The organism is Mucilaginibacter terrae, assembly GCF_031951985.1.
Lineage (GTDB): Bacteria > Bacteroidota > Bacteroidia > Sphingobacteriales > Sphingobacteriaceae > Mucilaginibacter > Mucilaginibacter terrae_A.
This window is the reverse complement of sequence record NZ_JAVLVU010000001.1, coordinates 272649-289397: the sequence shown is the minus strand read 5'-3', so window position 1 is coordinate 289397 and position 16749 is coordinate 272649. Positions and strand designations below refer to the sequence as shown.

Annotated in this window: 8 protein-coding genes; 3 read left to right on the top strand and 5 right to left on the bottom strand. The window is 41.0% G+C overall.

Features of this window, described 5'->3' with window-relative positions:
* Nucleotides 1-187: 187 nt before the first annotated feature.
* Entirely contained in the window at nt 188-4315 is a 4128-nt protein-coding gene (locus tag QE417_RS01235) for a two-component regulator propeller domain-containing protein (protein WP_311947024.1), read from the bottom strand.
* A gap of 493 nt (nt 4316-4808) precedes the next feature.
* The gene (locus QE417_RS01230; protein ID WP_311947022.1) at nt 4809-4940 is read right to left on the bottom strand and encodes a hypothetical protein; all 132 of its coding nucleotides are present in this window, start codon (nt 4938-4940) and stop codon (nt 4809-4811) included.
* A 488-nt stretch (nt 4941-5428) separates the two neighbouring features.
* Between QE417_RS01230 and QE417_RS01225 the strand changes: the two genes are divergently transcribed.
* Both QE417_RS01225 and QE417_RS01220 read left to right on the top strand, forming a co-directional pair.
* The gene (locus QE417_RS01225; protein WP_311947020.1) at nt 5429-7072 is read left to right on the top strand and encodes a hypothetical protein; all 1644 of its coding nucleotides are present in this window, start codon (nt 5429-5431) and stop codon (nt 7070-7072) included.
* Nucleotides 7073-7346: 274 nt separating this feature from the next.
* Nucleotides 7347-8387, top strand: coding sequence for a LacI family DNA-binding transcriptional regulator (locus QE417_RS01220; RefSeq protein ID WP_311947018.1), 1041 nt, complete (start codon nt 7347-7349; stop codon nt 8385-8387).
* A 278-nt stretch (nt 8388-8665) separates the two neighbouring features.
* Here QE417_RS01220 and QE417_RS01215 read toward each other — a convergent pair whose 3' ends face one another.
* Entirely contained in the window at nt 8666-10087 is a 1422-nt protein-coding gene (locus tag QE417_RS01215) for a family 43 glycosylhydrolase (RefSeq protein WP_311947015.1), read from the bottom strand.
* Between the two features lie 87 nt (nt 10088-10174).
* A complete protein-coding gene (locus tag QE417_RS01210) occupies nt 10175-12634 on the bottom strand; it encodes a beta-galactosidase (protein WP_311947014.1) in 2460 nt (819 codons plus the stop codon).
* 665 nt (nt 12635-13299) lie between these two features.
* Here QE417_RS01210 and QE417_RS01205 point away from each other — a divergent pair.
* A complete protein-coding gene (locus QE417_RS01205; RefSeq protein WP_311947012.1) occupies nt 13300-15354 on the top strand; it encodes an alpha-L-arabinofuranosidase C-terminal domain-containing protein in 2055 nt (684 codons plus the stop codon).
* 382 nt (nt 15355-15736) lie between these two features.
* Here QE417_RS01205 and QE417_RS01200 read toward each other — a convergent pair whose 3' ends face one another.
* Nucleotides 15737-16621 carry a helix-turn-helix domain-containing protein gene (locus QE417_RS01200; RefSeq protein WP_311947010.1) on the bottom strand — a complete coding sequence of 295 codons (885 nt, stop codon included), beginning with the start codon at nt 16619-16621 and terminating at the stop codon, nt 15737-15739.
* Between the last annotated feature and the right edge of the window lie 128 nt (nt 16622-16749).

The window sequence follows — 16749 nt, the reverse complement described above, 5'->3', positions numbered from 1 at the left end:
TACGACACGAAGCGTCATAGCACTGAGGAAAGCATCAGTTTGATCAGGCTAAATTTTGGATGGACGCCAACAACGAATTTGAGCGGAAAATAAAAGAAACAGCAGGGATAAACCAGTCAAATAGTAGGTGTAAACAGACCTTTTTATGATGTAAAAGCCTATATTGCTAATTATATTGCGAGAAACGTTACTTAGTAAGATTAAAACGCTTTTTGAACAGCGGACGGTTAGTCTTCATGAAATCTGATGGTGTCATGTTAAAAAGTTTCACAAAATGCGTCCTGAAATATTTCAGGTCATTGAATCCGGTCTCAACAACAACTTCATTGATATTCATATCGGTTTGTATCAACAGTTCTGCTGCCTTGCGCAACCTGATAAAGCGTATAAAATTATTGATACTATATCCTGAAAGTGACTTAACCTTACGGAATAAATTAGAGTGGCTCATTCCTAAAACCTTACAAAGCGCACCTACATTAAAGTCAGGATCGGTCAAGTGGGATTCAACAACTTCGATGCATTTCTCCAGAAATAATTTATATTCTTCAGAAATGGCTATCTCATCAGTTTTCAAAGTAATTGCATTGTAGAAATATTTTTGCAGATTGCTTCTGGTATGCAGCAGATTCGATACCCGCGCCAATAAGATCTCCGAATCGAATGGCTTGTATATATAGTCGTCGGCGCCTTTTTTTAATCCATCAAGCTTCATCTGAGCAGCGGTACTGGCGGTAAGCAATATGAATGGGATGTAGCTCAAGGCTTCTGTTGATTTAATTTGCTCACAGACCTCTACCCCGCTTATGCCGCTCATCATAACGTCGCAAATAATAAGATCCGGTCTTTTCTCGCGTGCCAAGACCAGTCCCTCCTCTCCGCTAGCGGCGCGAAAAACGATGTAATGCTGTTCGAGTAATCCTTTGAGGTAATTTCGGAGTTCTTCATCGTCGTCAACGAGTAAGACGGATTTCTTATCAGTGATCAAGGCAATATTTTCAGGTGCATAATTTGTCTGAATTTCCTCACGTACTATACCTTCAGATAGTTCGGTTAAAAGACCAGAGGAAACTCCTTTAGCATGCAAAACTTCAACACCTTCGAAATGGCTAAATCCCTTTTTGAGCATCAGACGAAAAGTTGTACCATTTTCCCGACTGGTAAAGTCGAGCTGTCCATAATGATCCTGAGCAAACCGCTGGGCGATGTGCAATCCGATACCGAAGCCGCTTTTTGCCCGCTTTCCATTTTCAACATGGCGGAAATACTTTTCAAATATCCGTTTTCCGACATCTTCTGGTATACCAGGTCCTGTGTCGGTAACACGGAATTCTATATAGCTTTCTTGCTCCTCTACTTCCAGGGAAACCGCTCCACCAGGGGGGGTATATTTCACTGCATTGGAAACAAGATTAAAAAGAATTATTTCAATACGCTCCCTGTCGCCGTACACTTGAGGCAGATCATCGTAGGTGATGAACCTTAAATTCAGATTTTGGGTTTTGGAGACCTCTTCAAAATAACCAAGTACATCTTCGCATAATTCGATAACATCCATATGCGAGATAGCCATCGCTGGAATTTTGGTTTCAGTTTTTCTAAACAATAGCAGCTGGTCGACCAACCTTAAGAGGCGTTTCGCGTTTCTGAACACCGTAACAAGTTCCTTTGTTTCAGTTGAAGAATTAACTTTTAAGAAGTCAGCCAGCGGATTAATGATCAGTGATAAGGGTGTTCTGAACTCATGGGCGATACCAGTAAAGAACTCCAACTGACGTTCATTTTGTTCCTTATCCTTTAACTGCATAGCTTCCTGGTAATCCGCTTTCGCTTTTGCTATACCAATTTCATATTTAAGTCTATTTTGTTTAAACCTGTTTCCAATGTACCAATACACTCCAGCGGAAGCTACAAAAAAATAGAGAGCCATTGCTGTCCAGCTAAAATACCATGGCGGCGTCACCTTCACCCGTACCCGTATTTCCTCTTTAACCCATCTTCCTTCGGCATCTGTACAGTTTAAACGCAACGTATAGTTGCCAGGGTCCAAGTGGGTATAAGTTGCAGTCCTGCTGTTCTTTGTATAATTCCAGCCACGGTCCCACCCATCCATCTGATATCTATACTTGATCCTGTCCTGCGCAGAAAATTCAATTGCTGCAAAACTTACGTTAAGCGAAGCCTTGTCAAAAGGAATATTAACGCCCGCAAACCGCTGACCATTAAACTCGATATGATCCAGGTTTTCGGTAAAATGTTTATTATTGATAGCCATATCTGTTATGACCAGATTAGGGCGAGCCCGATCGGGCGTAATTGCTTCCGGTTGAAAAAGGGTTAGTCCATTGATGCCTCCAAAAGCCAGGTGGCCATCTCGTAAATGTGCTGACGCATTATAATTATATTCACGGTTAAGCAAGCCATCACTGCGATAATAACCATTAAATTTGTGGCTCTTAATATTGAATTTATTTAACCCGTTGTAAGTGGCCAGCCAAAGATTTCCGCCTTTATCAGCTTCAATAGCCAAAACTGTGTTATTACTGAGACCATCATCTGTAGTGAAATGCATTGTCACTTTCTTGCTTCGGGAATCGAAAAACATCAGGCCCTTTTCCGTTCCAACCCATAAACCTTTCTCATGTTCAGGATGAATGGTCCTTACCGTGGCGTTGAGCGGATAAAAAATGTCATTTTTCGAACCTAACTGATAAATGCCGTCAAAAGTGCCAGTCCAAATCCCCCCCCTGCTATCCTCCGCAAAGCAAAGCGTATTTGCAGGCTTTGTTTTCAATAACTCAAAACGATCATTTCTTTCACTGAACTTGTATAATCCATCCTGCAAGCCGCTTACCCAAATTCCATTATGTCTGTCCTGAAATATGCTCCACATCACAACTCCCTTAGCCGAACCAGTCGGGTCATATCCGTTGTAATGAATAAATGATCTGGAATTAATATCATAACGGTCAATACCACCGCCATAAGTGGCGATCCAGATCCTACCTTTGTTATCTTCTAAAATACTCGTGATAAAATTTGAGTTCAAGCCGTTGATCGCATGAGGTTGATGCCTGTAATTGGTAAAATTGCCTGAACGGCGATCCCAGATACTAAGACCACCACCATCGGTACCGATCCAAACATTTCCTTTAGAATCCTCAAAAACGGACTTAATAAAATCACTTATAAGGCTATTAGCATTGAAAAGATCATGTACAAGGTTCTGAAAACGATTTTTGGATTCATCAATTACGTTGATCCCCCCCCTTAACGTCGCGATCCATTTTCGCCCACGATCATCCATGTATAACGAATATACGGCGTTACTTGTCAAACTAAAACGGTCACTACCGTTCGTCATCACTTTAATTCTTCCTGTTTCCAGATCAAGGATATCTATTCCACCACCATCAGTAGCGATCCATAATTCGGATTTATTTACGGGAAGAATTGACGTTACCCGATTACTGCTTAGTTCACTGTGATTTTCATTTAAATGGAGATCATATCGTTTTTCGTTAAGGCAATAACGGTGAAGGCCAGCGTTATTACCCACCCAAATGATTCTCCCTTGTTGAACCATGCTCGTTGCTACGCGAATTTCATCGTTAAGGAGCCGAAACTTTAACGTACGGTTATCAAGCTGATACAACCCTTGACCTTTAACTATCACAAAAATTTCTCCCGAGACACCAACTGATACTTTACTAACAGAATAACCATAATTCAATTGACTTCCCAAAAGCAGAGGCAAAAATTCGCCGCCAGTTGATTTTTTGTTATCAAAAATCGCAAGTCCCTGCCCATCAGTTCCGACAAGCATCCTATCATCTTGCGTGCGCTTTATATCACTGATGTTAGTAGTAATTTTGACTTGGGTAGTATCGCGGGCTTGTGAAGCGGTCAGACTCTTAAACGTCTCTGAACGCGGATCAAGCACGTTCACGCCATGCCGGGTCCCAGCCCACATTCTCCCAACATTGTCCTCTCCGATACAATTTATCCAGCTATCTGAAATGGATTGGGGCTGATTAGGATTATTTCGAAAAATTTTAAATGTATATCCATCATAACGGTTCAAGCCATCATACGTACCAAACCAAAGGTAACCGGTATGATCCTTAAAGATGCAGCGTACCTCATTGTTGGACAGGCCATGTTGGATGCCAATTTGCTCAACTGCCAGTTTGTTAGCCTGACCTTTCAAATCATTAGGAAAGAAAATGATAAGAAAGGCCAGAGCGATTTTTACAATGTTCCGTATTGTCGATATCAGAATCGAGCAGGTTCTCTCGCTCCATAATCTACCCATCCGGTGTCCATTTAGGTTACGCATTTCGAATACTTGATTCAATCTTGTTTAAAAATTAAGCTTTTCAAGGTGAAAACCAGACTGGCTACGCTAAAAAATGCATCGAATATTATTGCTTGAGTTGATAAGTTATAATTAATAACTACCTGATATATAAAAACTATATATAGTTTTTATACCCGCAATTATAATAACATCAAGAGGTAAGCCTTCGGCATCAGTTTATAATCAGTGTGTAGGTAACACATAGAAAAAGTCTGACAAAGCTAATGGTTCAGCTTTAAATGTCTATGCATCTATACTTTTTTATCGAGATCACAGCGAGGGACGCCTTTTTTTCAAAATATGGAAAAGTAATTGAATGAAAAAGCTGCTGGTCACACTTCATCATTGTATTAGCATCTGCGCAATAGACGCAGGTGGAGATAGCTGTGAAATCAATATGTCGGGCCTACACCATGTCCCAACATCAATATTAATGTTGTGATCTTATTCAAGCACCACGGGTTTTATCTGAATGACTTTCCGATTGTTCAAGAAGTACATCTTCAGAAAAGACAGATGCCATTGGGACGGGATTTTCTTGCTTGCTTAATTCATACAAGATATTATCATTGATTTCCATGCTAATCTTATTCCAGTTTCTTTTAACCTGTTCCGGACTTATTTCCGGCGTCAGAAACGTGAATGGCAATTGCTCTTCCTTCGTCTTACTATACATAATTAAATGACAGAATTTAAACGGTTTAATACTCAATAAATCAAATCTATCTCATGACAGCATAGTCAGACCGAACAATTATATAACGAGTGTTTTCCAGTAGCGGAGGTATAACTGCAATATAAACTTACAATTTCTATATCATAATATAAAATGCGTACATCAATTCATTTATACTTTAGAGCACTTGTAGCTTATACCTTGAACGACATGGTTAATGTTAAAAATATCCTAAAATCACCACTTAATCGATTTAGTAAGTATATTTGAAAATCATGCCCAATTCATAAACGAAGGTTATTCGATAACGGGAACTTTAAATTTATACAACCGTATGCCTAAGTAACCGGAAAGCTGTTTTGAGCAACCCTTTAGTAATAAATCGATCATTAATGAGATCACATTATATAAGATTCGTCATTTGGATAGCCCTGCTCTTTCCTATTCACCAGGAAGCTAAATGCGCAATATGGCAATGGTCTGTATCGGTTAACTATGCTACAAAATATGGCAGAGACTCAAAAGCATACCTTTGGATCCCAGAAAAGTGCAAACGTGTGCGGGCAATCATTTTTGCACAAAATAACATGGAGGAGCAGTCGATTCTTGAAAATAAAAGATTTAGAGAAGAAATGTCCAAGCTCGGTATTGCAGAGGTTTGGGTAAGTCCTGGATTTGACCTGTCATTTGACTTTCAACAAGGGGCCGGTGATATTTACAGGAACATCATGAGGGACCTGGGTACAACTTCAGGTTATACCGAATTGAAATACGTTCCTTTCATTGGGCTGGGACATTCAGCGGCCGCAAGTTCTCCTTATTACATGGCTGCATGGTGTCCCGAGAAAGCAATAGCAGCAATATCAGTTAGTGGCCAGTGGCCTTATTTCAGGGCTAAAAATTTTGCCCCTGACGTATGGGGCAGTAAGAATATTGATTTTATTCCTTGCCTGGAGACAATGGGAGAATATGAAGCAGCTGTAATCTGGTCAGCCGAAGGATTGAAACAACGGGCTGATCACCCTAACTTACCTTTAAGCATGCTTGCATGCCCGGGTGAAGGTCACTTTAATGCTACGCAGGAAAAAATTGATTTTTTAGCTTTTTACATCGCTAAGGCCTTAAAGTTCCGTTTACCGAAAAATTATAATGAGCGTTCAGAAAGCCTGAGTAAAGTTGATCCTACAGTGACCGGATGGTTAATGGAAAAATGGTCAGGTGATAAAGATCTTAACCTGAAAGCAGCCCCGGTCAAGACTTATGCAGGAAGTAAAGCTGAAGCGTTTTGGTTTTTCGACAAAGAAACCGTGTCTGCTGTAAGAAAATATCAGCGACGTTTTTCCGGTTTAAAGACACCACTGATAGGTTACCTGCAAAATGACACTATCATAAAACAGGAAAATACTCACAACCAGATCCGGCTGGCATTTGATCCCATGTCAGATGGTATAACCTTTCATGTTAAACCATTCTTTTATGATCGCGTACCCGGCGGCAGCCCGCGTCCTGGTTCCTGGTCAGGCCAGCCGGAAGGAACTCCGATCTCCTTTCCAATTGCTGCAGGGTTGACGGTCGAAAGAATAACAGGACCTGTGATCAAGATCAATGACTCCACATTTCGCGTTGAACCCCAATATGGGTTCGACAAAACCGAACGAGGATATGAAGCTTGGTTTGCTGCCGTATTTAAGGGAGACGCTTACTTCCGGTCAGCAGTGCAGCAAGCTAAAATGCAACTGCGGCCAAGGAATGTTCTTGGTGAAGATCAAACAATTACGTTCCTACCAATTCCTAATCTAAACAGGAAATCTAAACACGTAAAGCCTCAAGCTTTAGCATCATCCGGCTTAACGGTTCATTTTTCTGTTTTGGAAGGCCCTGCTATAGTTAAAGACAATTATATTCATTTGCAGCCCATACCGCCTAACGCAAAGTTCCCGGTAAAAGTAGTTGTTGAGGCATGGCAGTATGGAAGTTCGAAGGGCCATAAGGTTAAAACCGCCGAACCCATTCAACAAACATTTTATATTCTCTGATCTAACCGGGACAAGAAATGCTTGATCAGCTCACCTTGGCATTAGATCAAAGTTGGTATGATGGAGCGCCTAATGGTTAAAATATACTTTACCGATAAAAAGCTGTGGTAAGAACATTTCCCGGATGATTTGGTGGGCATGGCTTATTTTGCAGAGCAAAGTAACAGATGGAGCATTTGTAATTATGCCGAAGAGAATACTTACCTAATAAATTTAAGGTTACTTAATTAATTGCTTTATATTCATCACCTGAAAAACTGCAAACTTCAACTGAATGAAAAAAAAATTATCTATTAAAGATATTGCCGAGCAACTCCATGTTAGTAAGACCACCATATCATGGGTATTAAACGGCAAAGCTGATCAATATGCGATCAGCAAAGCTTTACAACGGAAGATATTGAAACATATTGAGAAGGTTGGATACAAACCCAATCGGATGGCTCAGGGTTTAAGGACCGGAAAAAGTAAAACGATCGGTATTTTGATCGAGGATATATCCGACGCATTCTTTTCGACATTAGCCAGGCGCTTTGAAGAAATACTTGGAAAAAAAGGATATCGCATCGTTTATGGCAGTACTGAAAATAACACAGAGATCACTAAAGAATTGATCCAGGTTTTCAGAAACCACCAGGTTGACGGCTTTATCATCGTTCCAGCACCCGGAATTGAATCTACCGTTAAAGAATTAGTAGATGAAAAAACACCTGTTGTTTTTATTGACCGCCCCTTGAGTGACTATGATGGCAGTTGCGTACTTGTAGATAATTTCAGGGGAACGGCTAAGGCGATTCAACATCTTATAGATAATGGTTACCAACACATAGCGATGGTGACACTATCCTCCGATCAGGCCCAGATGCGTGAAAGAGAGCGGGGTTACCAGATCACTGCCAGTGAAGCAGGGATGGATATAAACGTTTTGAAAATTAAATACCATGAACCCAAAGATAAAGCGGTTATACAGCTTAAAAATTTCCTCAACAAACACAAAGAAACTGACGCGTTATTTTTTGCCACCAATTACCTTGCTGAAATAGGCCTCGAAACGATACTGGATCTAAAAAAGAACATTCCTGACCAGATCGGTATCGTTGTCTTTGATGATGCCAATCTTTTTCGTTTTTTTAAACCATCAATAACCGCCATTGCTCAACCCATTCAATCGATCTGTGAGCAGGCTGTACAACTTCTATTTGAGCAACTGGAATCAACTTCCGAGGTATCGCCACGAATAGTTCAACTACCGACCTCGTTAACAATCAGGGATTCCAGCGCGAATCGACTTTCTAAAGCTAAGATCCCAAAATAGCTAGTTCACATTATATCCTAAAGTAAGTCGCGAAAAGCAAGGTTCTTTATCAGCCTCATTTTATAAATGTTTTTTAGTAAGCAACTTAATGAATTTTAAAACTTATGACGGTTAAGATAGACATAATGAGCAATTAGATCCAAACCTCATTTTTTGACACCAGCAAATGTCTCTCCAAGATAAATAAGCGATACTTTGCACCGTCACGATCATGATCAATAAAATCACAATATTATCGTAGCGACCGCAGAATCATACCCGTTGGAAACGATCCAGGCTTAATATATTTTCCATTCCCAAACCCCCGGAATGCCTTTGATCAGCTTCACCCTAAGATACCGCGCCTTTAAATTAAGTTTGTCGTTATGCGGCGATCTTATTTGTACATCACCATGTCCGCCGACTGGGAGCCACCGAACCGCGTCCAGGGAATACTCGAGCTCATAGGCATGCCCTGCCGTTGGCCTGACAAAGTAGATCTCGCTCCGTGTGATCCTTTGCGGCCTACCAAGGTCTGCGAGCAGCCAACAGTCGGTATCGTCGGTCTCGGCCATCCATCTGGAACCATTGGATCCATCTAAAGCAAAGAAGGGCGAAAACGACTCTGTGCGGTGCAGTGACGAATCACCTTCAGGTTTTACTTTCAGATCTGCCCGGATACTGGAAGCGGTCGCTTTTGAAATTTTTTTGGGGATGGCCACTTTGTCTTTTAATAACGGGCCGACCCCCTCTTTATTGAGTATCACTGGTTTGATATTTCCATCCCGATCAAATAACAATTTGTTAACATATGTTTGCCGGTTGGTGCTACCCCGTCCGAACTCAAGGTACACGAAGTAATAATCATCGGTACCGGGCAAATTAAATACAGAACCATGTCCAGGCCCATAAATGCCCCGATCGCGATCAGTGGTGGTAATGATATCATTTGTAGTTGGAAAGTCATACGGGCCAAGCGGAGACTTCTTGCTCGTTATGTAGGCGTACTGGTATTTTTCTCCTCCTCCAAGGGTATAGAGGTAATAATAGATCCCTTTACGCTTAAAAAATATTGGTCCTTCTGAATACCCTGTCCTCGGTGTTGGTATCGTCACGATGTTTGTATCAACGGTCACCATGTCGTTATGAAGCCGGGCTGCTTTTCGTTTTTGCCAAAACAGGTAGGCTTGTTTGTCATCATCTATGAAAACCTCCGCATCAATTCCATATGGTGGCTTAGAGTCTGGTGACTTTAATAAGGTCGATGGCGTAAATGGCTTATAAAGACTATCAGGCTTTATTGCCAGTTGAAAAGGGCCGTCGGGTGAGGACGCGACCGCGGCGTACATGAAACCGTTTATGGTAGGATAGATATAATATTTACCATTGGCAGCTATAACTTTACTTGGTGCCCAGTACTTCTGACCTACTGCGGATGGAAAGTAGTAGCCCGAAAAGCTCCAGTGTACAAAATCCTTTGATTTCCACAAAACGGGTGGGCCGGAAGTATTTAACCCATTATCATAACCATCAGTTGTTGCATAACAATAAAAGGTGTTATCGACAACCTGAATACTTGCATCCGCGACCATATCCGGGATAAGCGGATTTCCAAATGGATTAGCAATTTGTGCTTTAAGCAAAGTGGTGTTCAGTATAGCCACGGCAAAAGTGCCAACGGCTAATAATGGTACCATCATCCGATTTAACCTATACATCATATGGTGATCGCTAAAAATTTGATAATTATTGATCGATCGTTAGGAGTAAGTATCTATGGAAGCTTTGAGTTAACTGGCCGAGACGGATCAAATACCTTCATTATCATAAGTACGGATTTCCATACTTTTGATGACTGCACCGTTGACTGTCTGCCTTAATCCTAAAACGATGGTGTTGGTCTCCCCTTTCTTAAATTTCAACCAACACTCCGGGATATAGTATTCACGTTGCGGCCCGGCTTCCCAGTGGCGTCCGATGTTATGTCCATTAATATAGATATAGCCGTTGCCGGATGCATTGATCAGAAGGCGCCAGGTTTCCTTGCTGACCTTTTCCGGCAATTTAAAATTGGCCTGATACCAGGTAAGCAGCGCATTTTGTTTGCCTTTAGGTTGGAGCCCGTTACCTTTACGCGCAATTTTAGTAGTTGTATCCAATGAAAGCGTGGTCCAATTTTTATCAGGTACAAAGTCAGGACGTGTAAAGCCACTATTTACACCGGCCAGATCAGCATCATATTCCCAATTAAGTTTTTTATCGATCACCGTATCGCTCACCGACAATCCGGCAGTACGGATACCAGCCAACTCCTCCATAGGATAATAGCCATGTTCATGCCCGATATTCTCATACACAATCCATATATCGTTACGTCCATGTTTTAGCAAACCTGTCACATCGAAACGATTGTGAAATTCGTTCTCTTTTAAAAAAGTAAATGAAAGCTCTCTTTGGCGAGTCACTTCAGCTGCCCATTTTTCTTGTGGATAAAGCCGCGGTGCAATTTTACCATTGATCTCCAGGGAGATGATATCACGCGAGAAAGTATTAAACAGCAAACGGGTGTACCGATCAGCCTCTTTATCGGTCAGCTCAAAGTTTGTCCTGTACCTGACATAACGGGAATCATTGATTTTTAATTCCGGCAACGACTTGCCTACCGGCAAAGGACGCCATTGACCATCCGCGGTTTCGTCCGTTTTTTTCACTTCCTGAATACGAACGGATGTAACTGGTTTAGATGTTGGATCGGTTTTTTGGAAGAACCACCAATTTCCCTTTTCCGGAGTGAGGCCAGGCGGGATGATCAAGACTTTGGTTTCTAACGGGGCAAGTTCATAGGCGATCTTGAAGGGAGCTGTCTTAAGCTCTGGATCAGCATTCGGTTGGTTGGCTATTAACACCTTTTTTTCATCCTGATCGATATTGTACATTGGTTTAGCGGTGTTGTCCTGACCAGGTCTTACCTGTGCTGTCCCGGAACGCGTTTCTTTAGGCGAATTGTTATGAATAAAAATAAACCGCGTGCCATTTGAGGATATTCGAAAACCACCGACAATTTCTTCAGGAGCATTAGTAAACGTGCATACGCCACCTTTGGAGTGGATCAGCAAACCTCCATATTGTCTGATGAAATCACCAATATTTTTCGCTGCGTAATACTTTGAAGACAAGGCCCCATTTTCCCTGATAGCAGCATTATAATCATAAGTAGTCGTCTGCCCTCTGGCACCCCATCCCTCGAAGTGAGTCCCTCCCACAAACACATAGGGAAAAATTCCCGTTGATCCTCCAGCGATGGACATCATAGCTATCGCATAAAAGTGACGGTCATTAGAGTAATGGTCCTCACTCAGGGTACTTCCGACCGTCGAGAACCAGCCTCCCTGCAATTCCGTAACAAAACCCGGAGCATCTGGTTGCTGTTGTTTCAGGGTTTGCATCCGACGGGCACAGGTGACAGCATCTCTTAATCCGACATAATAGTTGTCACAATCAAACACCTGGGCTAAGGCCGGGTCTTTACTACCGCGGGTCTCGGAAGTCAGGCAGGTAAAGACCGGAACATTAATGCCTCCACGTTGGACGCTTTCGTACATTCGCTGTAGTGCATAGCTTTTATTGGTGGTTTTATGGGCGTTATACTCATTTTCGATCTGAACCAGTATCACCCCTTTCTTTCCCGGCCGCTTGTTGGTTATTTGTTCTGATCTAATTGCCTTACAAAACCCCTTATACCAGTGATCATGCCAATCTAAATAACGTTTATCCGCGCTTCTGAGCCAAAAACCATCGACATCATCCGGACGGAATTTTGCCAGCCAGCGCGGGTATCCTCCACCTGCAAATTCGGCACATATAAATGCCCCGGGCCGCAATACGGTGTAAAAACCAAATTCATCCTGGGCCATGTGCAACCATTCCATCAGATCTTTAAAATTAAATTGAGAAAGGTCATCCAGGTCTTTTGGCATATTCATTTCAGAAAGATTCCAGGGAACATAGGTTTCAACAGTATTAAAACCGGCAGCCTTTATCTTGGCAAAGCGATCTCTCCATAGCTCTTTGGGCGTTCTGAAATAATGAAAAGCGGCACTGTACACAAAAGTTTCCTGCCCATTTATAAAAAGACAGGAGCCGTTAAATCTAATTTTATCGGGCTGAGGAAAATATTTCTGAGCAGATATATTCTGAGCATAAGACTGCGCGCCGAATACGATCATCAGCATACCCATTATCACAAAATTCAATGGCTTTTTAATCATGTAGTATACAATTATAAATACCAATTATAGACACTTTCCAATAAAAAGCATACTCAAAAAATTCAGTATAAATTTTAAACGATACAAGGTGATTTCAGGTTTCCTTAAAAGGGCTCGGTCATTTGATCGACTTTGGAAATCAAATAGAACCATTATCCGGCATTTGGAGGGTCTTATCGAAAACTAAGCAGAATTTGAACCTTAAATTATTTTAATAATTGAATGATTCATCCGATACATTGAACATTTTCATCAAAACATCTTCGGCCAAATGACAAACAACTACTAAGCAGATGAATTTCTGAATTTCAGCGCTCCCTTGGCAAAGATCAACACAGAAGCATTTGAATGTTGATCAGGAGAAGCTAAGTAGATGCTGCCCATTGACCTGGAACATGCTACGATAATAAGTCAAAAATATTAGCGGCTACACTTTGAGTTCCCTTGAGTATAAGCAGCTAAATATAGTGTCTTAAGCATATACTCTAAATGGCCCATGAAACACCACCTTTTGAAACGTAAATTAGTCGCATTGCCCACCTCCCTGATCCTGAACTTTGCAATTTTGCTCCGTTCAAAAAAATACTCTGTCGGTATAAAACCCTGATCATCCAAGGAGATCGGAAGCGCTGCCACGCTTAAAAAATTTTATTGGGGTTTAACCTTTGAATTTAAAAGAACTTAATATGCACTATAAATCGTCACTGGAATTTTCCATTAAACTGTCCGGAAGCTTAATATGTCTTGCATTACTATTCGTTCAATCTGCAAGATCTCAAAATTCGGTCAACATTGATATTGATACCAACAAACCCATTGCGCATGTATCCAAGGAGATGTGGGGTATCTTTTTTGAAGATATAAACTTCGCTGCGGACGGAGGACTTTATGCCGAATTGGTAAAGAACAGATCATTCGAATTTCCGATGCCACTGATGGGCTGGAAACAGCTGAAAACAGGTGGGAAACAAGCCTCACTGTTAATTGTAAACCATCAAAAAGCGGGAAGTAGCCATGCCCGACATGCTGCAATTGATCTGATCGAAGGTCCGGGATCATTTGTTTTAAGTAATGAAGGATTTCGTGGGATCGGTCTTGAAAAAGATAAGCAATACCGATTCTCAATTGCTGCATGTTCTTTTTCTGACAGTGTTAAAATTCGTATCGAGGCTGAAGATCCAAAAAATGAAATAGTAGGTAGTGCTAAAATAGACAAACTTACAAGCGACTGGCAAACTTATACTGTCATTTTCAAATGCAAGGAAACAACGGCCAAGGCCAGGCTCAATGTCATTTTTGAAGGCAAGGGAAAAGTTGAAGTAGACATGATCTCGTTATTCCCACGGGAGACGTGGAAAAACAGAGAGAATGGTTTAAGAGCCGATCTGGCCCAGAAGCTTGCCGATCTGCACCCCGGCTTTATGCGGTTTCCGGGAGGCTGTATAGTAGAGGGGCGCGAATTGCTCAACCGCTATCAGTGGAAGAAAACTATTGGACCGACAGATGGGCGGGAACTTTTGCTGAATCGCTGGAACGTGGAATTCGCTAAAAGATCTGCCCCGGATTACTACCAATCATTTGGCCTCGGCTTCTTTGAATATTTTCAGTTTTGTGAGGATATCGGGGCATCTCCCCTGCCTATCCTGAATTGTGGAATGGCATGTCAATACAACAGCGCAGAAGTAGTATCATTAGATCAACTTGACCCTTATATACAGGATGCCCTTGATCTGATCGATTTTGCAAATGGACCACAAACCAGCAAATGGGGGGCTTTAAGAGCTCAATTAGGTCATCCCAAACCTTTCAACTTAAGATTGCTGGGTATTGGCAACGAACAATGGGGCGAACAGTACATCGAGCGGTTTAAGCTATTTGCAGCCGTACTTAAAAGTAAATATCCTGAGGTTAAACTAATTTCCAGCGCAGGACCGAGCCCTAACGGCACGATGTTCGATCTTTTAAACAAAAAATTAAGAGAGGAAAAGGCAGAGCTTATCGACGAACATTATTACCGGGATCCGGAATGGTTTCTAAAAAATGTAAACCGGTATGATACCTATGAGCGAAAGGATTCGAAAGTTTTTGCCGGTGAGTATGCTGTCCATATTCCGGACAACATGCAGAAGGATACCCACGCAGAGAGCCATAATACTATCTGGTCAGCACTATGTGAGGCCGCATTTATGACCGGGCTGGAGCGAAATGCAGATGTTGTTCAAATGGCGTCCTATGCCCCGTTGCTGGCTTCTATAGAAGCATGGCAATGGCGACCAGACCTGATCTGGTTTGACAATCTTCATTCTGTCGCCACACCCAACTATTACGTACAGCAAATGTTTGCCGTCAATAAGGGTGATGTTGTACTTTCTACCCTTTCAAAAGGCAAACCCCTTGCCGGTCAGGATAGTATTTATGCCACCAGCAGTATTGATACGGTCAAAGGAAATATTATTGTCAAATTGATCAATACTTCATTAAATGCCCGTACTGTAAATTTAAATCTATCCGGATCAAACCAGTTAAAAGATATGATCACCTGGATTGAGCTCTCCGATAAGGATAAAAGTGCGTTTAACAGTTTAGACAATCCGCAAGCGGTAAAACCAGAAATGAAAACGATTAAGCTTGGAAAACGAAAGACGTTCGAATTGAAAGGGCTGTCGGCGAACGTATTAGTACTTCCGCTAAGTAAAAAATCAAATTTCAATAAAAATTAGCAAGCCCAATGCAATTACGGAATATTATATTCAGGCAATGTATAAAATAATGTCAGATGTTAATTTACTTGCGTGCTAATTAACAATCAGTCAGGGAAGCGAATTTCTAAAAACAACCAGCAAATTTATCATAAACAATCAATCCGAATTTATTTGGGCGATCTAAGTCGCAGATTGCCCACTCTCCAAAGCCATTGGCAAACTTGATCACATATTTATAGCTTTTGAATATAATGAAGTAAATAACCACATAATTAGCAACGATCTTATTTGAAGAACGAATCATTATTGACTTGATCACTCTCCTACCTTAACATCGGTAAAGACGTCTATGTGCTAAGGCTTTTCTCAATCACTCAACTGGAATCATCTTATATCGGGTTTAGTCAGTTTTTGTAGAGTATATCTGGCGTTTAAAAGCACTAGGTGTTATGCCCGTAACACTTTTAAAAGTTCTTGAGAAATGCGATAAACTTTCAAACCCTGTCTGTTCGGCAATTTCGGAGTAACTGGTTTGACTTGTAACAATCAAATACTGCGCACGTTCTATTCGCTTTTCTTGAACATACAATAAAGGGCGGGTCCCTGTATATTCCTGAAATAATCGTGAAAAATATTCCGGATTCAGATTTACTCTTTTGGCAAGGAATGCAACCGATAGCGATATATGTAAATTAACACTGATAAAACTGATTGATTCGAGAATTTTAACCGGTATATATTTGACTTCTTTTTGCCTGAATATAGTGGGTGTAGCAAATCTTGATACCAATTGTAGTAATAATCCCTGCGTTTCCAGGAAGGCTGCAATGTTTTGTTGGTTATTTAATTCCTGATATTCACGATAATAAATATTTTTTTCATACACTTTCGGGTTATCTGACCGGTTAATTCCCCGACCTGGATTAATTACTACAAGCCTTTGAAAATTAATTACGTCTATTTCCTGAGCTTTTACTTTAAAAACTGACCGATTATTAGCAAATAGTGAAACCCCGTCAGATGATTCTTCAAAAAACTGTACAAAATACTGACTCAAATAATCCTGGCATGTGAGGTTACATAACGTAAAACTTGGAATAATATATAGGTAACCGGGTTCCAATTTCAGCTTATTTTCCATATCTGAAATTTCTCCCAACCCATCGTCGATATAATAAATCCGATGATAAGGGCTAATTACGTTTCTATAATTCCATTTGGCGCTCAATTTAACATGGTCAGTATTTAATAACGAAAAAGTATGGCGTAGTATCCGCTTAATCATAGCTTAAATTTAGCAAAATAGTCAGTTATATGAAAAAAAAAGTCTGTTTTTATTTACTTTTCAAGTATTAGTCGGTTTATTTTTGATTATGCAAGCAGTGGCTATTTCCAAACTAATGCTGTTGCGAA